Here is a 20,142-nt window from a genome sequence, read left to right as displayed (position 1 = left end):
GACTACCCACTCTCTGCGCGGCGGTGACAGGACGTCGGCCCGATAGGGCAACCGGTTGCTATGGGGGTGAGGGGAGCTTCGACCCGTACAGGAGCGTCGTCAAGGGCGGTGACGAAGTTTCGAAAACCGTTCGGCGACAACCGGTTGCTCTCGTGTACCGGTTGCTGCTCATGGCCCGTTCGGCCGATCGCACATCGAAAGATTCCGACTCATACCCCTTGCTGGGAGCGACCGAGCCGTCCTACCGTCTCGTGGAAACCGGTTTCTAAGGCACTGCTGAGCCGCCGCCCTCCTCTCCGAGAGCGCCCACCTCCGAAGGAACACGGTCAGATGAACTCCACCAGGTTGGTCCGCGCCGCGATCGCGGGCCTCGCGCTGACGGGTCTGCTCTCCGCCTGCGCCGGATCGGACTCCGGCTCCGGCGGCTCCGACTCGGCCTCCGGCCCGGTCACCCTGCCCTTCTGGGGCTGGGCGAACGGCCAGGATGCTGTGGTGAGGGCCTTCAACGCCTCCCACAAGGAGGTCCGGCTGAAGTACACGAAGGTCACCGACCAGCTGACCATGCAGAAGCAGCTCACCAACGCGGTGAAGGCGGGCAACGCTCCCTGCCTGGTGCAGAACACCGCTGAGTACGTGACGAGTTGGGTGGCCCAGGGCGCCCTCGCCGACATCACGAAGTACGTCGGCCCGGCCAAGGACAAGTTCAACTCCGGCTCCTGGTCGGCCGCGCAGGTGCAGGGCAGGCTCTACGGCGTCCCCACCAGCTCCTCGCCGAACTTCACCATCTACCGCGCCGACATCTTCCAGAAGTACGGCCTCAAGGCCCCCGCCACCTGGGACGAGTTCATCGCGGCCGGCAAGGTGTTGAAGAAGCACGGCATCAAGATCACCAACTATGCCGGTGAGGATCCCAGCACCCTCGAAGTGCTCGCCATGCAGGCAGGCGCCCACTGGTACTCGATCGACGGCGACTCCTGGAAGGTCGACTTCCAGGACCCGGGCACCCTGAAGGCCGCCGGCGTAATCCAGCGGATCATCGACAACGACCTCGACTCCAAGCTGTCGTTCGCCGACTACGCGGCAGTACAGCGCAACTACGACAACGGCGGCACCGCCACCCGGCAGATCTCCACGTGGCAGATGGCCGGCATGGTGCAGAACTTCACCAAGTCCTTCGGCAACTGGGCGCTCTCCCCCTGGCCCGCCTTCACCGGCGAGGCGGCGAAGACCCCGGCCGGCACCAACCTCACCGGCAGCGTCACCCTCGTCACGAAGCAGTGCGCACACCAACAGCAGGCCGCCGAGGCCGCGTTGTGGATGTCGACCGATCCGGGCGCGGTGAAGACGATGGCGAGCCCGACCACCGGCAACGGTGTGATGCCCGCGCTGGCCGACAGCAGCGCCTACGTCGACGAGGCACTCTCGCAGAAACTGCTCGGCGCCCACTACGACCCGGCGAAGAAGGTCGTCACCGACAGCCTGGACGACGTCACCACCGACTGGACCTTCGGCCCCGACTGGACGGCCATGTTCACCGAGCTGCAGAACGGCTGGGCGAAGGTGGTCAGCGGGCAGCAGAAGGTCACCGGCCTCCTCGCCCATATGCAGGAGTGGACGGTGGGCGACCTCAAGTCCCGCGGCATCAGCGTCAAGGGCTGAGGCGGCACGGATGGTCCGCTCCCAGCGCTGGAAGGGCGCCGCCTTCACGGTGCCCTTCCAACTCGGCTTCGTCTTCCTCTACCTGATCCCGATCGGTTACGCCGTCCACCAGTCGCTGTACCGCTCGCAGTCGTCCGGCCTTGGCCTCGGTGGCACGACGGACAGATTTTCCGGCCTGGCCAACTACCGACAGGGCCTGACGGACCCGGCGTTCCTCGACTCCGTGCTGCGGGTACTCCTGTTCGCCTGCGTGCAGATCCCGGTGATGCTGCTGGTCAGCCTGCTCCTCGCGCTCTTCCTGGACACGCTCACCTCACGGACGGCGGGCCGCTTCCGGGTGCTGCTGCTGGTGCCGTACATGATCCCCGGTGTGGTCGCGGCCATCGTCTGGATCAACCTCTACAGTCCGGACGTCGGTCCCCTCACCCCGCTGGGCAAGGCGTTCGGACTGACCTGGAACTTCTTCGCGCCGTCGATGGTGTGGCCGTCCATCGGCAACCTGCTGACCTGGCACGGCATCGGCTACAACATGGTGATCATCTACGCTGCGCTCCAGGGCGTCCCACGCGAACTCTTCGAGGCGGCACGGCTGGACGGCGCCTCCGAGCGCCGTATCGCCCTGAGCATCAAAGTCCCGTACGTACGCGGCGCGTTGGTCCTCACCGGCATGCTGTCGATCATCCAGATGCTCCAGATCTTCAACGAGCCGGCCCTGTTCCGCAATGTCACGCCCCAGACGGTGAGCGACAGCTTCACCCCGATCATGGTGATCTACAACCAGGCGTTCAACGCGGGCAACTACCACTACGCGGCCGCCCTTTCGGTGCTGCTGGCCCTGATCCTCGGCGTCGCCTCCTTCCTCTTCTACCGGCTGACCTCGAAGGAGGCCGACTGATGGCACTCACCGAGGAACGCGCACGCACGAGCCCCGTCCACCGCAAGACCGAACCCGATCCTGCGTCCCGCTCCCGGGGCGGCCAGCGCTTCCTTCTCGTCGGCCTGGTCCTGGCCGGCGCGTACAGCCTGTTCCCGGTGTGGTGGCTGCTGGTCGCCGCGACAAAGGACCGCACCGCTCTCTACCAGAGCAACGGCCTCTGGTTCTCCGGCTGGCACCTGTGGGACAACCTGCACCAGCTGTTCACCTACGAGGACGGCATCTTCCTGCGCTGGACCGCCAACTCCTTCCTGTACGCGGGAGTCGGCTCGCTCGGCGGCACGCTCATCGCGCTCGCCACGGGCTACGGCCTGGCCCGCTTCCAATTCCCCGGGCGCAACCTGGTGTTCGCCTGCGTGGTCGGCTCCTTCCTGGTCCCCATCGCCCTGCTCACTCTCCCCCTCTACCTCCTCTTCTCGAAGATCGGCCTGGTGGACACGCCCTGGGCGATGCTGATTCCCTGCCTGATCAACCCGTTCAGCGTCTATCTGGCGAAGGTCTACACGGAGGCGACGGTCCCCTTCGAACTCCTGGAGGCGGCCCGCATCGACGGAGCGGGCGAACTGCGCATCTTCTTCTCGATCGCCCTGCGCATGATGACGACAGGAGGGGCCACGGTCTTCCTCCTGGCCTTCGTCAACACCTGGAACGCCTTCTTCCTCCCCCTCACCGTCCTGCGCGGCGAGGAGAACTGGACGCTGAACCTGGGCCTGTACAACTGGTCCGGCAAACGCCTCGAATCCGGGGTCGACCTGACCGGCCTGGTCCTCACCGGCGCCCTGCTCTCCATCGTCCCGATGGCCGTCATGATGATCGCGATGCGCCGCTACTGGCGCACGGGCGTCACCCTGGGAGCCCTCAAATGACCGTGCCGGCACTCCCTGGCGACCAGCTCCTTCGAGTGGTTGGTGGAGACAGCGCCCCGGCAGGGGCGCGGGGAACCGCGCGACCGGCCCCCACCCACCCGCACCCGGCGAACAACCTTGGTACACCCGCCGCGGCCACCACGGCCCCGATGGCGGACCTCGCGGATTCCCAAGTCACCCGCACCCCCGAGTAGTCCGAGGCACACCCGTCCGACCCGACCGCCTGTGTCCGGGGTTTCGAAAGTCTCGTCGCCGTTGATCCCGTGAATTCCCAGCTCTTCACGCCGTGTTGACGCGCACCTATCGTAGGAAGCGCTTACTGCACGGCGTGTACGCAGACCGCGGAAGCAGCGTAGGTCGCAACTTTCGTTACTTTCGTTGGCCCAAGGGCGGGCCGGAGAGGCGGTTCCCCATGGTCCGTGCCGGGGGTACGAGCGTGGCGGCGGCCGGTCCGACGCTGGCGGTGGTGGCCCGCGAAGCCGGCGTCTCCGTACCGACCGCGTCGAAGGTGGTCAACGGCCGTGAGGATGTGGCCCCCGAGACCCGCCGTCGGGTCACCGAGGCCCTCGAACGGCTCGGCTACGTGCGCAGACCGCGTTTCGACATGGCGAAGGCCCCCGCCCTGATCGACCTGGTCGTGCACTCGCTGGACAGCTCGTGGTCGGGCGCGGTGCTGCACGGGGTGGAGGAGGCGGCGCACGAGGCGGGTCTGGAGGTCGTGGTGTCGGCGGGGCTGACCCGGACACGGGCCGGGCGCCCGGAGCGCGGCTGGCTGGACAAGCTCACCGCGCGCGGCTCCTCCGGGGCGCTGTTCAACCTGGCCGAGCTGACCCAGGCGCAGTACGCCTGGCTGGACCACCACCGCATCCCGTACGTGCTGATCGACCCCGTCCACGAACCCCCGGCGGGCGTGGTGTCGGTCGGGGCCGCGAACTGGCAGGGCGGGGTGTCCGCGACCGAGCATCTGCTCGCTCTCGGCCATGAGCGGATCGCGGTGATCGCGGGCAATCGGCGCAGGATGTGCAGCGGCGCCCGGGTGGCCGGCTACCGTTCGGCGCTCGCCTCGGCCGGGCTGCGCCACCGGGGTGAGTACGTCCGGCACGCGAGCTTCGACGAGGGCACGGCCCGGCATCGTATGCACGAACTGCTCGACCTGCCGGAGCCGCCGACCGCCGTGTTCGTCTGCTCGGACCGGATGGCGCTCGGGGTGTACACGGCGCTGGCCGAGCGCGGGCTGCGGGTGCCGGACGACATCAGCGTGGTCGGCTTCGACGATCTGCCCGAGGCACGCTGGGGCGCCCCGGCGCTGACCACGGTCCGCCAGCCGCTCGCGGAGATGGCGGCGACCGCGCTGCGGCTGCTGGTGCGGCTGATGCACGGGGACCGTCCGGAGGGCACCCGGACCGAGCTGTCGACGCGCTTGGTGGAGCGAGCGAGCACGGCCGCCCCGCCTGCCCGTTCAGCCGTACGAGGGTGACCGGGCCCTCGTCAAGATCGTTTCCAGTGCATGGATCTCACCCTGCGTACCGCCGCGGCCGGTGCCCTGGCCACAGCCGCCGTGACCATGGCCCTGGGCTCCGCCCAGGCCACCACCCGCACTGTCGCCCCGGCCCAGCACCACGCCGCGGTGGCCGTCCCGACCGACGAGCACGATCCGAAGGAGGACGTGGAGCTGGACGAGAACGGCCGCCCGGATCTGAACGAGGACTGAGCGCCCGGAGACGAGCGTGGGCGGCCGGACAGTGTCCGGCCGCCCACTCGGGTGCGGTCCTCAGTCGTCGTCATCCTGACGAGGCTCACCGAGCAACGCCTGGATCGCGTCCACGGCGCTGCCGTCGTGGTCGCTGCCGGCCGTACCCCTCCCGGCCTGGATGTTCGCCGTGCGGTCCACCTCCAGGATGGAGTCCGCGTTGGAGTTGTCGATCACCGTGATCAGACTCCCGCCCGCGTGGGCGGGAACAGCGGCCAGGCCGAGAAGCACCGCCGCGACCGCCACAGCCGTAGGCAACCGCCTCACACGCCCACGCCCTCGGGCGCGTCGAGCCGTTCCCGGGCGATGTTGCGTTCCAGCAGGGTGGTGGACGCCTTGACCCCGACACCACCGGCCGCGTCCACCTGGGGCAGCCGGCCGTCCGACGCCTTGAGCTCGCCGAGCGCGCTCTCCATGGCCTCGTGCGCGGCGAACAGACAGGGAGTGGAGTAGATGGCCACGTCGACACCGAGCTCGTCCAGTTCGGTGAGCGAGAGCCTGGGTGACTTGCCGCCGCCGATCTGGTTGAAGAGCAGCGGTTTGTCGCCGACGACCTTGCGGATGCGGCGGATCCACTCCTCGCTGCGGACCCCGTCGACGAGGACCACGTCGGCGTCGGTGGCGGCGAGCCGCTCCGCGCGGTGCAGGATGTCGTGCTCGTCCGTGGCGTCCGTGCGGGCGACGACGACCAGGTCCTTGCGGGTCTCCAGGACCTTCTCCAGTTTCTCCAGGTACTCCTCCAGGGGCAGCACCTGCTTGCCGTCGGCGTGCCCGCAACGGCGGGGCCGCTTCTGGTCCTCGAGGATCACCCCGGAGGCGCCGATACGCTCCAGTCCCTCCACGACGTGGCAGGCGACCTCTGGGTCGACGTACCCGTCGTCGATGTCGACGAGGAGATGGTGGTGCGGGAACGCACCCCGCAGCCGCTGGACGAAGGCCACCATGTCGGGCCAGGCGATGAATCCGATGTCCGGCAGGCCGTAGTACGAGGCGGCGAAGCCGAAGCCGGAGACGAACATACCGTCGTAGTGTTTGGCCGCGATCGACGCCGAGTACATGTCGTACACGCCGATCAACGGGGTGGTCCCCGGCCCGGCGATCTGCTCGCGCAGCTTCTTCCCGTAAGTCAAGGTCCGGCTCCTCCTGTGGGTGGGTGGCGCGGCGGCTCGACGGCCTCCGCGTCTCGACAGCCCTTTACCAAGACAAGAGCATCTCTAGATATGCGCGTGACCATCTCCATGCGCGAGCTTTACTCACTCCAATGGCGGATCGGGTTCACCGGAGAAACGTCACTTGCCGCGCCGTGCCGCCCAGGTGACGCCCCCGTGGAGATGGGCCAGGAAGCCCGGGTCCCGGTAGGCCTCCCGGGCGTGTCCCAGGGCCGTGTAGAACACCCGTCCGGCTCCCTGCTCACGGCACCAGGACAGCGGGTGGTCGTCCCCCATCGCGCCTCCGTCGTACGACGACTCGTCGGCGCGCAGCAGCACCCGGACCCGGCCGCGCGGGTTGTCCCGGAAGTCGTACCACTCGTCGGTGAAGTCCCAGACGGCGGGCAGTTGCCGGGTCGCCGGATGGTCATGGTCCTCGATGAGCACCCTGCCGGGCTGGTACTCCGGGTGGCGGGCGAAGCGGGCGCCGAGGAGTTCGCCGTAGTACGGCCAGTCGTACTCGGTGCAGGCCGCCGCGTGTACGCCGGCGAAGCCGCCGCCCGCCTCGACGTAGGCGGCCAGCCGGGCGCGGCCCGCCAGGGTCAGGATCTCGCCGCTGGTGGAGAGGAAGACGACGGCCGCGTACCCGTCCAGGGGCTGTTCGAGGGCGGCCGGGTCCTCGGTGGCGTCGACGTCGACATCGGGGAACTCCCGTACGGCGGCGATGGCGTCGGGGATCGAGTCGTGGCGGTAGCCGGTGGTGCGGGTGTGGAGGAGCAGTCGAGGGGCCATGGCCGCATGGTCGCCCATGACCGTCGACGGCTCAAAGGCCGGGCGTGGGCACGCTGTTGTCGGGTGCGCCGTCGCCGTTGGGCGGCAGGTCGCCGCGCTGTACCGGCTGGTCGTCGGTGAAGGCCGGGTCGGGCGTGGGCAGCAGGGCGTCGAGTTCGTCGGCGGAGGGGCGGTGGATCGCGTGCACCGCCTTGCCCAGTACCGCGTCGGAGACCCCGCCCTCGCCGTCCAGCCACACCACGCAGTCCTTCTTCGTCACCTCGTACTCGTGCTGCCCGGCATAGCGCGGGTGGTCGGTGTACAGGTGGATGACGGCGCCGGTCCTGTCCGTGTAGGAGGCGGAGAAGCCGTCGTCGCCCTGCACGCCGACGGACTGCTGGGCGAGGGTGAACCCCGGGGCCCCGGTGACGTAGACCAGCTCCGGGTCCATGCCCAACGCCTTTGCCTTGGAGGCGAGTTCGGCCGGGTCGGCGGGCGAGCCTGAATCTCCGGGGCCCGCCTTCTCGGTACCGCATCCGGTGAGCAGGGCGGCGGCGAGGAGCAGCGGCGGCAGGACGCGCACGACACGGATCACGCGCCTATCGTGCCGCACAGGTGTTCCACAGGCACCGGGATTTCCGGTCTCCCCGCCGCTTGTGACTCCTTCCCGGCTGTGCCTAACCTCGGCCTGGATGAACGCCACCCCGCCCCTCCTCGACCACCTGGTGCTGGCGACCCCCGACCTCGCCGCGACGGTCGCCGACTTCGCCCGGCGGACCGGTGTGACCCCTGCCGCCGGCGGTGTCCACCCGGATCTCGGCACCCGCAACCATCTGGTGTCGCTGGGCGGCACCGGCTACCTGGAGATCATCGGCCCGGACCCGGAGCAGTCCGTACCGCCCGGCGCCCGCCCCTTCGGTGTCGACGCGCTCACCACGGCCCGCCTGGTGACCTGGGCGATCAGCCCGCCGGACCTGGACGCGGCGGTCGCGGCCGCGCGGGCCCGGGGCTACGACCCCGGTACCCCGCACCCGATGAGCCGGCGCCGCCCCGACGGGACGCTGCTGGAGTGGCGGCTGACCGACAGCACCTCCGCGCACCCCCTGGTGCCGTTCCTGATCGACTGGGGTTCCTCGCTCCACCCGACCGCGTCCGGTCTGCCGGTCACCCCGCTGCTCGCGGTGTCCGCGACCGCCCCCGACCCCGCGGAGCTCCGCCCCCTGCTGAGGGCCCTGGGCACGGACCTGCCCCTGGCCGAGGGACCGCTGTCGTTCTCCATCACCGTCGACACCCCGCGGGGAGCCGTGACCTTCGGCTGACTGTCCGATTCCTTCAAGACCGGCGCTCGCCCTTCTGCCTACGGTGACGTCATGACCCCACGATTCGCCGTGATCGGTCTGGTCGCCTCCGACCTGACCGCGTCCCTCGCCTTCTACCGCCGCCTGGGCCTGGACTTCCCGCCCGGTGCCGAGGAACAGCCGCATGTCGAGGCCGAGTTTCCCGGTGGGCTCACCGTCGCCCTGGACACCGAGGAGACGGTCCGCTCCTTCCACCCGGCCTGGCACCCGCCGGCCGGCGGCGGCCGGGTGGGGCTCGCCTTCCGCTGCGGGTCGCCGGCCGAGGTGGACGCCGTCTACGAGGACCTGGTCGGTGCCGGGTACCACGGCGAGCTCAAGCCGTGGGACGCCTTCTGGGGCCAGCGGTACGCCACGGTGCACGACCCCGACGGCAACGGCGTCGACCTGTTCGCTCCGCTACCGGAGTAGCCCGGTCAACGGCAGCCCGGCCAACTCCCGCACCTCACGGGAGAGATGGGGCTGGTCCGCGTACCCGGCCCGGACGGCCGTCTCGGCGAGCGGAATCCCGCCCCGGGCGAGCGAGAGGGCCCGCTGCATCCGGAGGACCCGGGCGAGCGTCTTGGGTCCGTAGCCGAAGGCGTCACGACTGCGCCGGTGCAACCGGCGTACCCCGACACCGAGTTCGTCGGCGACTGCGCCCACCGGCCGCCCCTCGTCCAGGGCCTGGACGAGCCGGCCCAGCAACGGGTCGGGGGCGGCGGCCCGCTCCAGCGCGATCTCCTCCAGGGCGGCTGCGGGCTCCGCCGCGGCCTCGACCCGCCCCCGCAGCCGACGTACGACGGACGCCGGCCACAGCTCCGACAGCTCCACACGCCGATCGAGCAGCTCATGCGCGGGCACTCCGAGAAAGGCGGGCGCGGTACCGGGAGAGAAGCGCAGGCCCACCCATACGCCCGGGACGCCCTGAGTGACGTACGCATGCGTGTCGGGCCCGGCGACGAGCAGCCGCCCCTCGTGCCAGAGCAGGTCCATGCACCCGTCGGGCAGCACCCGCCCCGATCCGTCCTCGCCGGGGGCGTTCACCCAGACGACCGCGCCGGAGAGCCGGGACGCCCGTTCCTCGTACACGTACGCCAGCCTAGGGGCCTGCCCGGCGGATGAAGTCGCAGGAAGCCAGCGGTGTCTCATCGACGCCGGTGAGCGGGGTGTGGTGCGTGCGGCTGCAAGGCGAAGGAGGGCGTCGACGCGGCGGGGACACCTCCGGCCGAAGGCTGGGGGACGTCGGTGACCGACGACAACGCCGCTGGGGGTTCCCCCTTCGGGGGAGTGGGTGCCACACCCCGCGTCCGCGGCATGATCCGCCGGACAGGCCCTCGCGCTCCCTCAGCCTCTCTCCCGCTTGTGCGGCGGGTGACTGCTCTTCACATGGGTGCGCAGGCGGGCCGTGACGTCCTCGGGCGGCAGGAAGCGGGACCAGCGCTCCGGGAACTCGGAGGGCATGTCGGGGTCGTCCGGGTCGTCGAGGTGGGCCTCGCGGGCCGCGGCGGCGCGGGCGACGTATTCGGCGACCTGGGCCTCGCGCAGCCGTTCGTTGGCGGCGCGGGCCGCGGCCGTGGCGGCGGCCGGCCAGACCCGGTCGATCGCGGCGTTGACGGCGGCGCCGACGAGCACCGCGAACGCCGACACACCGATCCACAGGAGCACGGCGACGGAGGCCGCGAGTGAGCCGTAGATCGTCGCGCCCTCGATGGTGCTGGTCAGGTAGATGCGCAGCAGGAAGCTGCCGAGGACCCACATGGCCAGGGCCACCAGGGCGCCCGGCACGTCCTCGATCCACGGCGACCGCACCGGCACGGAGACGTGGTACAGCGTGGTCAGGAAGACGATGGACAGGACGATCACGACCGGCCAGTACAGGACTTGTACGACCGTCTCCGACCACGGCACGATCCGGACCACCGCGTCCGGCCCGGCCACCATCAGCGGCAGCGCCACCGAGCCGATCAGCAGGGCCGCGATGAAGAGCAGGAAGGACACCAGCCGGGTCTTCACGATGCCCCGGACACCGTCGAGGCCGTACATCACGGTGATCGTGTCGATGAAGACGTTCACCGCGCGGGAGCCCGACCACAGGGCGAACAGGAAACCGATGGAGATCACGTCGGGGCGGCCACCCCGCATCACGTCGTGCAGGATGGGCTCCGCGATCTCCTTCACGCCCCTGTCGGACAGGACGGTGCGGGAGGCGTCCAGGAGGTTGGTCTCCAGACTGGCGATGGTGTCGGCGCCGGTCCAGTCGTCGACGTAGCCGAGCAGTCCGATGAGGCTGAGCAGCAGCGGCGGCACGGACAGCAGGGTGAAGAAGGCGGCCTCGGCGGCCAGGCCGAGGATGCGGTACTCCATGCAGGAATTGACGGTGTCCTTGAGCAGCAGCCAGGCCGTCCTGCGCTTGGAGACGTTCCGGTAGAGGGCCCTGGCCCGGTGGAGCCGGCCGGAGGGCCGCTCGGGGGTATCGCTTGCTGGCTGCACGCCCTAACGGTATCCGCCGTCCGGGGCGGTACTCATCTTCCGGGGCCCCGGCCGTGATCTTCCGGAACTCGGGGGGATCTTGCGAGGCGACCTGGGGTACCCGCTGTGTCACGCTGGAGACCACCGCCGTCGCCCCGGGTAGGTTCGCAGACATGGCAGGCACCACCACCCACACCGTGACCAACCAGCCGCCCCCGCTGGTCGGGTACGACCTCTTCGCCGCCGACCGCGCCCTCGTCGAGGCTGTGGAGCGGCACACCGGACCGGAGCTGCTGGACGAGGTGCGCGCCGAACTGTCGTCGATCGGCGTCTCGGCCGGTTCGGCGCAGGTGCAGGAGTGGGGGGCGCAGGCCAACGAGCACCCACCGCGGCTGCGCACCCACGACCGCTACGGCCACCGGATCGACGAGGTCGACTTCCATCCCGCCTGGCACCGGATGCTCGGCAAGGGCGTCGGCGCGGGCCTGACCACCGGCTGGGTACGGCCCTCGGGGCACGTCCGCCGGGCGGCCGTCTTCCTCGTCTGGACCCAGGTCGAGGCCGGCAACTGCTGCCCGCTGTCGATGACGAACGCGGCGGTGCCCGTACTGCGCACCGACCCGGAGCTGGCCGCCACGTGGGAACCGCTGCTGACCTCCATGATCTACGACCGTGAGCTGCGGCCCGCCGCCCAGAAGGCGGGCGTCCTCTTCGGCATGGGCATGACGGAGAAACAGGGCGGCAGCGACGTACGCGCGAATGCGACCGCCGCCGTCCCGCTCGCCGAGTCCGGGACGTACACGCTCACCGGACACAAGTGGTTCTGCTCGGCGCCCATGTCGGACGGGTTCCTGGTGCTGGCTCAGGCGCCCGGCGGGCTCACCTGCTTCCTCGTGCCGCGCGTCCTGGAGGACGGCACCCGCAACGTCTTCCTCCTCCAGCGTCTCAAGGACAAGCTCGGCAACCGGTCGAACGCGTCGAGCGAGGTCGAGTTCGACGGCACCTGGGCGCGGCGCGTGGGCGAGGAGGGGCGCGGGGTGCGGACGATCATCGAGATGGTCGCCGCGACCCGGCTCGACTGTGTGCTGGGCTCGGCGGGGCTGATGCGGCAGGCGGTGGCGCAGGCCGTGCACCACTGCACGCACCGCGAGGCGTTCGGCGGGAAACTCACCGACAAGCCGCTGATGCGCAACGTCCTGGCCGACCTCGCGATCGAGTCGGAGGCCGCGACGACGCTCGCACTCAGGCTGGCAGCCGCCTACGACGACGGGAGCGAGGCCGAACGGGCCCTGCTGCGGCTGGCGTTGCCCGCTGCCAAGTACTGGGTGACCAAGCGCTGCGCGCCGGTCGCGGTGGAGGCCGCCGAGTGCCTGGGCGGCAACGGCTATGTGGAGGAGTGGGGGCTGCCCCGGCTGGTGCGCGAGTCACCGCTGAACTCGATCTGGGAGGGCGCGGGCAACGTCCAGGCGCTGGACGCCCTGCGGGCGTTGCAGCGCGAACCGGGAGCACTGGACGCCTACCTCCAGGAGATCGGCCGCGCCCACGGCGCCGACCACCGCCTGGACCGCGCGGTCAAGGACCTCTTCTCCGAACTGGCCGACCTGGAGGGCATGGAGGCCAGGGCCCGTCGGCTGGTCGAACGCCTGGCAACGGTTCTCCAGGGTTCCCTGCTGGTCCGTTTCGCCCCACCGGAGGTGGCCGACGCCTTCTGCGCGTCGCGGCTGGGCAACCAGTGGGGTTCGAGTTTCGGCACGCTGCCAGGCGGCTTGGACCTCACGGCTGTGGTGGACCGGGCCAGGGTGCGCACCCCTGCGTGAAAAGGGACGCGGGGGTGGTGCTGCGCCGACACGGCACCACCCCCGCTTCTCGGCCCATGTCAGGCCAGAGACGCCGTGGCGTCGGCTCAATTTTCGGCCACCCACGGTCCGTTCACCAGGGTTGCAAGGGGTTGCAACATATCGGTGTCTGTGTGCGGACTGTGTCCCTCCGGCGCTGGAAAACGGCAGTATGAGACGCGCAGTCGGACCGGAAACCGCCGCCCGGACGGCTTGACAAGACTCTTCCATGCCTTTTCGAGGACTGTCCGGGAGGACCTCAGTGGGGAACCTGCCGAAGGACGTGGCGCGACTTGCCGCGGTGGACGCGGCGCAGGCGGCGCGGTTACTGAACGAGGTACGCGAGGCCAGACTCGCCGGACAGCGTGGGCGGATCGCGCCCCGGCCGGTGATCGAGCAGTCCTGGGGGCGGATGCTGCGCAGCGGCGTCGACCCCGACCACGACTTCCGTTCGGGGCTGCTGTCCGCCGACGAAGTCCGGCGCAGACGTGAGGAGTCACCGCTCAGGGACGTACTGCCGGTGTTGCGCGAGGGGTTGCTTTCGGTCGCGGATGTCGCCCAGCACATCATGGTGGTGGCCGACGCCGAAGGCCGGGTGCTGTGGCGCGAGGGTTCCTCGCCGGTCCTGCGCAAGGCGGACGGGCTGGGCTTCGAACTCGGCGCCGACTGGCGCGAAGATGTCGTCGGCACCAACGGGGTGGGCACCCCGGCGGTGGTGCGCCGCCCCGTGCAGGTGTTCGCCGCCGAGCACTTCGTCCGCACCCACACCTCCTGGACCTGTTCCGGTGCCCCGATCACCGACCCCCGGGACGGCAGGCTGCTCGGCGTGGTGGACGTCAGCGGTCCGCTGGAGACCATGCATCCGGCCACCCTGGCCTGGGTCGACTCGGTGGCGAAACTCGCCGAGGCCCGGCTGCGGGAGCTGCATCTGGACGCGCTGGAGCGGCTGCGTGCGGTCGCGGCGCCGGTGCTGGCCCGGCTGGGCGGGCGGGCGCTGGTGGTGGACGTCGACGGCTGGACGGCGGCGGTCACCGGCATGCCGTATCCACGGCGGCTCGCGCTGCCCAAGTCCCTGTCGCCGGGCCGCCGCTGGCTGCCGGCGATCGGGCTGTGCTCGGTGGAGCCGCTGGGCGGGGGCTGGCTGCTGCGGGCGATGGACGAGCCGGCGCCGCTGGGCGGGGGCCGGCTGGTGCTCGACCTGGCCCAGCCCCGCCGACCCTCGGTGACGGTGGGCCGCGGCGCGGGCTCCTGGTCCCGGGAACTGAGCCCCCGGCACGCCGAGTTGCTGTATCTGCTGGCGGTACGGCGCACCGGGCGCAGCGCGGCCGGGCTGGCCGAGGACGTCTTCGGGGACGCCTCACGGACGGTGACCGTGCGCGCCGAGATGTCCAGGATCCGGCGCTATCTGGGGGCGCTGCTCGAACACCGGCCGTACCGCTTCGGGGAGGACGCGGAGATCGAGGTGCTGCTCCCAGCCGACCCGCGCGACCTGCTGCCCCACTCGACCGCCCCGGCGGTGGCGGCGAGGAGAGGAGCGGGTCCCCGGTCCAGGTGAAGGCCCGCATGTATGTCCGCGTGAAGGCCCGTAACCCCAGGCTTATTTGACGCATCCGTGACATACGGTGACGTATCTTCCGCATATTTGCGGGGTCTTCGCGGTACGGCCGCCCGGACTGCCGTAGCATCCCGGTGCGGGCATCCCCAACTGCTCCTCGATCAACGTACGGACCATCAGGCGCAGTTGGCCCGCCTCGGGAGGAGACATGAAGCATCGCGGCAGACACCGGCGGCGCAGGCGGGGCGCGGCACTGCGCGCCGCCCTGGCCGGGACCGCGCTGGCGCTCACCGCGACCGCCACGATCGTCAGCGCCTCGCAGGCCACGGTCGCCGAGGACCCGGGCGCGCTGAAGCCACTGACCTCCACCGCCGACACCGCGCGGCTGCAGCTTCAGGAACACCTCGTACCGCGCCGTTCGCTGGACCGGCTCGCCTCGGCGATGGGCGGCACGGTCGGGGTCGCCGACGTCCTGGCGGACGCCGACCACAGCCTTCGCGAGGCGGCCGACTGCGACTCCGGCGACCGGGAGTCGCTGCCGGTCACCCCGGCGGCCGCCGAGGCCTACTGCTGGGACCCCACCGACACCCTCACCGACGACTGGCAACCGGCCTCGGTGACCACCTCCTCCGACGCGGACGACGACGGCCTGTGGGGCGCCAACCGGGTCGTCCTGGCCGGCTGGACACACAGCACCTCCAGCGGCCCCGCCGCCTCCCGGGGCCTGGCCGGAGTCGCGGTCGTGAACACCAACGACCCGGCGCACCCCTCCTACTCCTGGGTCCTGCTGACCGTGCCCAGCGCCGACGGGAGGAGCTACCGGGGCCTGACCTCGCAGATCTCCGGCATGGTCTGGTACGAGGACAAGCTGCTGGTCACCACCACCGCGGGCAGCGCCGACGCGCTCTACGTCTACGACCTCAACCGCATCCAGCGCACCTCGGTACTGACCGACGCGATCGGCCGGGTGCCCGGCGGCTGGTCGGCCGACGGCTTCCGGTATGTGATGCCCGCCGTGGGCTCGTACCGGTTCACCGCCGGAGCCTGCTCCCCGGCCGGCGCCCCCTGCCCGAGTGCGCTCGCCGTGGACCGCGGGACGGCCCCGGACAGCCTGGTCCTCGCCGAGTGGACGTCCGCCGGCAGCGACCAGCGGGCCCGGCTGTGGCGGTACGCGTTCGACGAGAACCCCAGGGACGACGGACCGCTCGCGACCGACGCCGCCGGCCGGGCGGACGCGGTCGAGGCGTACCGGACCGGTGCCTCGGAGATCCGGGGCGTCCTGTCGTACCGCCCGCCGGGCGCGACCGCCTCCGAGTGGTATGTCGGTCACCTCCCCGGCGCCATGGACGGCCACGGCAGCCTGTGGCGCCAGGACACCGGGGGCGCACGGGCGGCCCGCTGCGGCTCGGACACCTCGCACCGCTGCTGGGCCGAGAGCACCGGCTCGCTCTCCTACGCCCCGGACACGGGCGAGGTGTGGTCGGTCACGGACCGCATGCTGTTCTCGGTGCCGCTGCGCTCGATCGACGCCTCACTCGGATGACGGACATCGACACGGCCGGGGCCGGGATGGTTGCCTGGCCCCCATGAGCAGCATCGTCGTGACCACCTGGTCCCTGGAGCAGACCTCCCCCGCCGACCTCCTCCCGGCCGCCGCGCCGCAGGACGACACGGTCAGGATCGTCCGCTCCGAGATCCCCTCCCCCGAGTTCAGCCGCTTCCTGTACGCCTCGGTCGGCGGCGACATCCGCTGGACCGACCGGCTGGGCTGGACGTACGCCCGGTGGCGGGAGCACCTGGAGCGGCCGGGCGTGGAGACCTGGGTCGGCTACGACCGGGGCACCCCGGCGGGCTACGTCGAGCTGGAACCGCAGGACGACGGGGTCGTGGAGATCGTCTACTTCGGCCTGATCCCGGCGTTCCGGGGCCGCCGGATCGGCGGTCACCTGCTCTCGTACGGCACCGCACGCGCCTGGGACCTGGCGGAGCGGTGGCCCGAGCGGCCGCCGACGAAGCGGGTGTGGCTGCACACCTGCAGCCTGGACGGCGAGCACGCGATGGCCAACTACCAGCGGCGGGGCTTCAGGCTCTTCGACACGAAGGTCGAGGAGGAGCCGGACGTCACAGCGCCGGGACCCTGGCCGGGTGCCCACCCCGGGGCCCACCCGGAGGTCCGTCCGGCGACAAGCCCCGGGGCGTGACCCACACCACCTCGTCTCAGCATTCAGAATAGATCCGTCCGAATCGCGGACGATGGTGGACTGGTCAGAGATCCGCGTGACACGCTTCCGTCATGTCTGGAACTGGAATCGCCTTGGTGAGTCGGCGGCACGTCGACCTCGGCCGCATGTCCAGCGCCATCTGTCCGGCGGGCTGAGAGCACAGCACCGCCGCCTTTTCCTGTCCAGACCTCTCCTCGCGCAATGCCGCGCAGACCTCCACGCGCGCCCGCAGGCGCAGGTAAGAGCACGCTTCCCACCTGTCCGAAGGACGTATATCGCCATGGCCGCCACCCCGCAGAACCCTGCCGCCTCCGCGCCCCGCCGCAAGGTGAGCCGTCACCGCGGTGAGGGTCAGTGGGCTATGGGTCACTTCACCCCGCTCAACGGAAACGAACAGTTCAAGAAGGACGACGACGGTCTCAATGTGCGGACACGCATTGAGACGATCTACTCCAAGCGCGGCTTCGACTCGATCGACCCCAACGACCTGCGCGGACGTATGCGCTGGTGGGGCCTGTACACGCAGCGCAAGCCCGGCATCGACGGCGGCAAGACCGCCATCCTGGAGCCGGAGGAGCTGGACGACAAGTACTTCATGCTGCGGGTGCGGATCGACGGCGGCCGGCTCACCACCCAGCAGTTGCGGGTGATCGGCGAGATCTCGCAGGAGTTCGCGCGCGGCAGCGCGGACGTCACCGACCGGCAGAACATCCAGCTGCACTGGATCCGCATCGAGGACGTCCCGGAGATCTGGAACCGCCTCGAAGCCGTCGGCCTGTCCACCACCGAGGCGTGCGGCGACACCCCGCGTGTGGTCCTCGGCTCGCCGGTCGCCGGTATCGCCGAGGACGAGATCATCGACGGCACCTGGGCGATCGACCAGATCCACGAGCGGTACATCGGCAGCAAGGAGTTCTCCAACCTGCCGCGCAAGTTCAAGACGGCCATCTCCGGCTCCCCGCTCCTGGACGTCGTGCACGAGATCAACGACGTGGCGTTCGTCGGTGTCGAGCACCCCGACCACGGCCCCGGCTTCGACCTGTGGGTCGGCGGCGGACTGTCCACCAACCCGAAGATCGGCGTCCGGCTCGGCGCCTGGGTGCCGCTGGACGAGGTCCCGGACGTCTGGGCCGGTGTCATCGGCATCTTCCGCGACTACGGCTACCGGCGGCTGCGCACCCGCGCCCGGCTGAAGTTCCTGGTCGCCGACTGGGGCGCGGAGAAGTTCCGCCAGGTCCTGGAGGACGAGTACCTCAAGCGGAAGCTCGTCGACGGCCCCGCGCCTGCCCAGCCCCTGCAGCGCTGGCGTGACCACGTCGGTGTGCACCGCCAGCAGGACGGCAACTTCTACGTCGGGTTCGCCCCGCGCGTCGGCCGTGTGGACGGCACCACCCTGGCGAAGATCGCCGACCTCGCCGAGGCCCATGGCTCGGGCCGGGTGCGGACCACCGTCGAGCAGAAGATGATCATCCTCGATGTCGTGGAGGACCAGGTCGAGTCGCTGGTCGAGGCCCTGGAGGCGCTGGACCTGACCGCCCGGCCGTCCCCCTTCCGGCGCGGCACCATGGCCTGCACCGGCATCGAGTACTGCAAGCTCGCCATCGTCGAGACGAAGGCACGGGGCGCCTCGCTCATCGACGAGCTCGAGCGGCGGCTGCCCGAGTTCGACGAGCCGCTGACCATCAACCTCAACGGCTGCCCCAACGCCTGCGCCCGCATCCAGGTCGCGGACATCGGCCTCAAGGGCCAGCTGGTCCTCAACGACCAGGGCGAGCAGGTCGAGGGCTTCCAGGTGCACCTGGGCGGCGCCCTGGGTCTGGAGGCCGGTTTCGGCCGCAAGGTCCGCGGTCTCAAGGTGACCTCGGACGAGCTGCCGGACTACGTCGAGCGGGTGCTCAAGCGCTTCCAGGCGGAGCGCGAGGACGGCGAGCGGTTCGCCACCTGGGCGTCCCGCGCCAGTGAGGAGGCCCTGTCATGAGCGAGCGGGCCGCCCCCTTCTACTGCCCCTACTGCGGTGACGAGGACCTTCGGCCGAGCGAGGCTCTGGAAGGCAGTCACGGTGCCTGGGAATGCGCGGCCTGCAACCGCGCATTCCAGCTGAAGTTCCTCGGGCTGCTCGCCCGGGGGCTGAAGCACTCCGAAGCCGGAGGGGAACAGATATGACCACAGCTCAGGAAGACCGCACCACCGACGATTTGAAGGCGCTGGCCGAGCAGGCCGGCCGCGATCTCGAAGACGCCTCCGCCCTGGAGATCCTCCAGTGGGCGGTGGACACCTTCGGCAAGGGCTTCTGCGTGACCTCCTCCATGGAGGACGCGGTGGTGGCCCATCTTGCGTCGCGCGTCCAGAAGGGCGTCGACGTCGTCTTCCTCGACACCGGCTACCACTTCCCGGAGACCATCGGCACCCGGGACGCGGTCGAGGCCGTGATGGACGTCAACGTCATCACGCTCACCCCGCGCCAGACGGTCGCGGAGCAGGACGCCGAGTACGGGCCGAAGCTGCACGACCGCGACCCCGATCTTTGCTGCCGGCTCCGCAAGGTGCTGCCCCTGGAGCGGGGTCTGGAGAGCTACACGGCCTGGGCGACCGGGCTGCGCCGCGACGAGTCGGAGAGCCGGGCGAACACCCCGGTCGTCGGCTGGGACGAGAAGCGGCAGAAGGTCAAGATCTCCCCGATCGCCCGCTGGACCCAGGACGACGTGGACGCGTACGTCGCAGAGCACGGTGTACTGACCAACCCCTTGCTGATGGACGGCTACACCTCGGTCGGCTGCGCCCCCTGCACCCGTCGGGTGCTGGAGGGCGAGGACGCGCGCGCCGGCCGTTGGGCGGGCCGCGCCAAGACCGAGTGCGGCCTGCACACCTGATCCCCATGACCGTGCCTACGACACCTACGACATTGGAGAATCACGTGACGACCGGAGCCACCGTCTGGCTCACGGGTCTGCCGAGCGCCGGCAAGACCACCATCGCGTACGAGTTGGCGGCCCGGCTGCGCATGGAGGGCCATCTCGTCGAGGTGCTCGACGGCGACGAGATCCGCGAGTTCATCTCGGCGGGCCTCGGCTTCAGCCGTGAGGACCGGCACACCAATGTGCAGCGCATCGGCTTCGTCGCCGAACTGCTGGCCCGCAACGGCGTGAAGGCGCTGGTTCCGGTGATCGCCCCCTACGCGGACAGCCGGGACGCGGTGCGCAAGCGCCACGAGGAGAACGGCACCGCCTATGTCGAGGTGCATGTGGCGACCCCGGTCGAGGTGTGCTCCGTACGCGATGTGAAGGGTCTGTACGCCAAGCAGGCCGCCGGTGAGCTGACCGGGCTGACGGGGGTCGACGACCCGTACGAGGAGCCCGAGACGCCCGATCTGCGGATCGAGTCGCAGCACCAGACCGTGCAGGAGTCCGCGGCGTCCGTGTACGCCCTGCTCGGCGAGAAGGGACTGGCATGACGGCGACCGTGGCAACCCATGAGGAGGGCACGGACACCCCGTACGCCCTCTCCCACCTGGACGCGCTGGAGTCCGAGGCGGTCCATGTCTTCCGTGAGGTGGCGGGCGAGTTCGAACGGCCGGTGATCCTGTTCTCCGGCGGCAA

22 protein-coding genes and 1 pseudogene are annotated in these 20,142 nt (G+C 70.5%); 17 read left to right on the top strand and 6 right to left on the bottom strand.

Going from position 1 to position 20,142, the window contains the following annotated elements; all coding sequences use genetic code 11:
* Positions 1 to 330 precede the first annotated feature (330 nt).
* The 5 genes from ABTY98_RS24705 (at position 331) to ABTY98_RS24685 (ending at position 5,170) form a co-directional block, all read left to right on the top strand.
* On the top strand, positions 331 to 1,659 hold the full coding sequence (locus tag ABTY98_RS24705; protein WP_352223126.1) for an ABC transporter substrate-binding protein: 1,329 nt from the start codon (positions 331 to 333) through the stop codon (positions 1,657 to 1,659).
* A 10-nt stretch (positions 1,660 to 1,669) separates the two neighbouring features.
* Positions 1,670 to 2,554 (top strand): carbohydrate ABC transporter permease, encoded by an 885-nt coding sequence (locus tag ABTY98_RS24700; RefSeq protein WP_352223125.1) that lies wholly within the window; start codon positions 1,670 to 1,672, stop codon positions 2,552 to 2,554.
* Complete coding sequence (locus ABTY98_RS24695; RefSeq protein WP_352223124.1) at positions 2,554 to 3,459, top strand: carbohydrate ABC transporter permease; 906 nt, start codon at positions 2,554 to 2,556, stop codon at positions 3,457 to 3,459. Before ABTY98_RS24700 ends, ABTY98_RS24695 begins: the two co-directional genes overlap by 1 nt.
* A gap of 412 nt (positions 3,460 to 3,871) precedes the next feature.
* Positions 3,872 to 4,936, top strand: a complete 1,065-nt coding sequence (locus ABTY98_RS24690; protein WP_352223123.1) for a LacI family DNA-binding transcriptional regulator — start codon at positions 3,872 to 3,874, stop codon at positions 4,934 to 4,936.
* A gap of 30 nt (positions 4,937 to 4,966) precedes the next feature.
* Positions 4,967 to 5,170: a hypothetical protein gene (locus ABTY98_RS24685; protein ID WP_352223122.1), complete on the top strand. Its 204-nt coding sequence runs from the start codon at positions 4,967 to 4,969 to the stop codon at positions 5,168 to 5,170.
* Between the two features lie 60 nt (positions 5,171 to 5,230).
* Here ABTY98_RS24685 and ABTY98_RS24680 read toward each other — a convergent pair whose 3' ends face one another.
* The 4 genes from ABTY98_RS24680 to ABTY98_RS24665 form a co-directional block, all read right to left on the bottom strand.
* Positions 5,231 to 5,455: a hypothetical protein gene (locus tag ABTY98_RS24680; protein WP_352223121.1), complete on the bottom strand. Its 225-nt coding sequence runs from the start codon at positions 5,453 to 5,455 to the stop codon at positions 5,231 to 5,233.
* 17 nt (positions 5,456 to 5,472) lie between these two features.
* Positions 5,473 to 6,339 (bottom strand): isocitrate lyase/PEP mutase family protein, encoded by an 867-nt coding sequence (locus ABTY98_RS24675; RefSeq protein WP_352223120.1) that lies wholly within the window; start codon positions 6,337 to 6,339, stop codon positions 5,473 to 5,475.
* A 159-nt stretch (positions 6,340 to 6,498) separates the two neighbouring features.
* Positions 6,499 to 7,149, bottom strand: a complete 651-nt coding sequence (locus ABTY98_RS24670; protein ID WP_352223119.1) for a ThuA domain-containing protein — start codon at positions 7,147 to 7,149, stop codon at positions 6,499 to 6,501.
* Positions 7,150 to 7,180: 31 nt separating this feature from the next.
* Positions 7,181 to 7,723, bottom strand: a complete 543-nt coding sequence (locus ABTY98_RS24665; protein WP_352223118.1) for a membrane lipoprotein — start codon at positions 7,721 to 7,723, stop codon at positions 7,181 to 7,183.
* Between the two features lie 97 nt (positions 7,724 to 7,820).
* On the opposite strand from ABTY98_RS24665, the gene ABTY98_RS24660 reads away from it, so the two are divergent.
* Together ABTY98_RS24660 and ABTY98_RS24655 are read left to right on the top strand one after the other, a co-directional pair.
* Positions 7,821 to 8,447 (top strand): VOC family protein, encoded by a 627-nt coding sequence (locus tag ABTY98_RS24660; protein ID WP_352223117.1) that lies wholly within the window; start codon positions 7,821 to 7,823, stop codon positions 8,445 to 8,447.
* 51 nt (positions 8,448 to 8,498) lie between these two features.
* Positions 8,499 to 8,894, top strand: coding sequence for a VOC family protein (locus ABTY98_RS24655; RefSeq protein ID WP_352223116.1), 396 nt, complete (start codon positions 8,499 to 8,501; stop codon positions 8,892 to 8,894).
* On the opposite strand, the gene ABTY98_RS24650 is transcribed toward ABTY98_RS24655, so the two are convergent.
* A complete protein-coding gene (locus ABTY98_RS24650) occupies positions 8,883 to 9,554 on the bottom strand; it encodes a helix-turn-helix domain-containing protein (protein ID WP_352223115.1) in 672 nt (223 codons plus the stop codon). The two genes, ABTY98_RS24655 and ABTY98_RS24650, sit on opposite strands and share 12 nt — an antisense overlap.
* Before the next feature lie 255 nt (positions 9,555 to 9,809).
* The gene (locus tag ABTY98_RS24645) at positions 9,810 to 10,955 is read right to left on the bottom strand and encodes a YihY/virulence factor BrkB family protein (RefSeq protein ID WP_352223114.1); all 1,146 of its coding nucleotides are present in this window, start codon (positions 10,953 to 10,955) and stop codon (positions 9,810 to 9,812) included.
* Between the two features lie 152 nt (positions 10,956 to 11,107).
* On the opposite strand from ABTY98_RS24645, the gene ABTY98_RS24640 reads away from it, so the two are divergent.
* The 10 genes and pseudogenes from ABTY98_RS24640 to ABTY98_RS24595 all read left to right on the top strand — a co-directional run.
* Positions 11,108 to 12,751 (top strand): acyl-CoA dehydrogenase family protein, encoded by a 1,644-nt coding sequence (locus ABTY98_RS24640; protein WP_352223113.1) that lies wholly within the window; start codon positions 11,108 to 11,110, stop codon positions 12,749 to 12,751.
* Between the two features lie 280 nt (positions 12,752 to 13,031).
* A complete protein-coding gene (locus ABTY98_RS24635; RefSeq protein WP_352223112.1) occupies positions 13,032 to 14,324 on the top strand; it encodes a GAF domain-containing protein in 1,293 nt (430 codons plus the stop codon).
* A 208-nt stretch (positions 14,325 to 14,532) separates the two neighbouring features.
* A complete protein-coding gene (locus ABTY98_RS24630; protein ID WP_352223111.1) occupies positions 14,533 to 15,867 on the top strand; it encodes a hypothetical protein in 1,335 nt (444 codons plus the stop codon).
* Between the two features lie 43 nt (positions 15,868 to 15,910).
* Positions 15,911 to 16,525, top strand: coding sequence for a GNAT family N-acetyltransferase (locus ABTY98_RS24625; RefSeq protein WP_352223110.1), 615 nt, complete (start codon positions 15,911 to 15,913; stop codon positions 16,523 to 16,525).
* Positions 16,526 to 16,617: 92 nt separating this feature from the next.
* On the top strand, positions 16,618 to 16,701 hold the full coding sequence (locus ABTY98_RS24620; protein ID WP_309500612.1) for a putative leader peptide: 84 nt from the start codon (positions 16,618 to 16,620) through the stop codon (positions 16,699 to 16,701).
* Positions 16,702 to 16,826: 125 nt separating this feature from the next.
* Positions 16,827 to 18,524, top strand: a complete 1,698-nt coding sequence (locus ABTY98_RS24615; RefSeq protein WP_352223109.1) for a nitrite/sulfite reductase — start codon at positions 16,827 to 16,829, stop codon at positions 18,522 to 18,524.
* Complete coding sequence (locus ABTY98_RS24610) at positions 18,521 to 18,709, top strand: hypothetical protein (protein ID WP_352223108.1); 189 nt, start codon at positions 18,521 to 18,523, stop codon at positions 18,707 to 18,709. The genes ABTY98_RS24615 and ABTY98_RS24610 overlap by 4 nt, the downstream gene beginning before the upstream one ends.
* Positions 18,706 to 19,416, top strand: coding sequence for a phosphoadenylyl-sulfate reductase (locus ABTY98_RS24605; RefSeq protein ID WP_352223107.1), 711 nt, complete (start codon positions 18,706 to 18,708; stop codon positions 19,414 to 19,416). The genes ABTY98_RS24610 and ABTY98_RS24605 overlap by 4 nt, the downstream gene beginning before the upstream one ends.
* Before the next feature lie 44 nt (positions 19,417 to 19,460).
* Complete coding sequence (gene cysC, locus ABTY98_RS24600; protein ID WP_352223106.1) at positions 19,461 to 19,997, top strand: adenylyl-sulfate kinase; 537 nt, start codon at positions 19,461 to 19,463, stop codon at positions 19,995 to 19,997.
* Positions 19,994 to 20,142 (top strand): annotated as a pseudogene (locus ABTY98_RS24595) (sulfate adenylyltransferase subunit CysD); the annotation flags it as partial. The gene cysC and the pseudogene ABTY98_RS24595, both read left to right, overlap by 4 nt.

It is taken from the genome of Streptomyces sp. NPDC096040 (genome assembly GCF_040303265.1).
Taxonomy (GTDB): Bacteria; Actinomycetota; Actinomycetes; order Streptomycetales; family Streptomycetaceae; genus Streptomyces.
The sequence above is the reverse complement of the archived record's forward strand: the minus strand, read 5'-3'. Positions and strand labels throughout refer to the sequence as shown.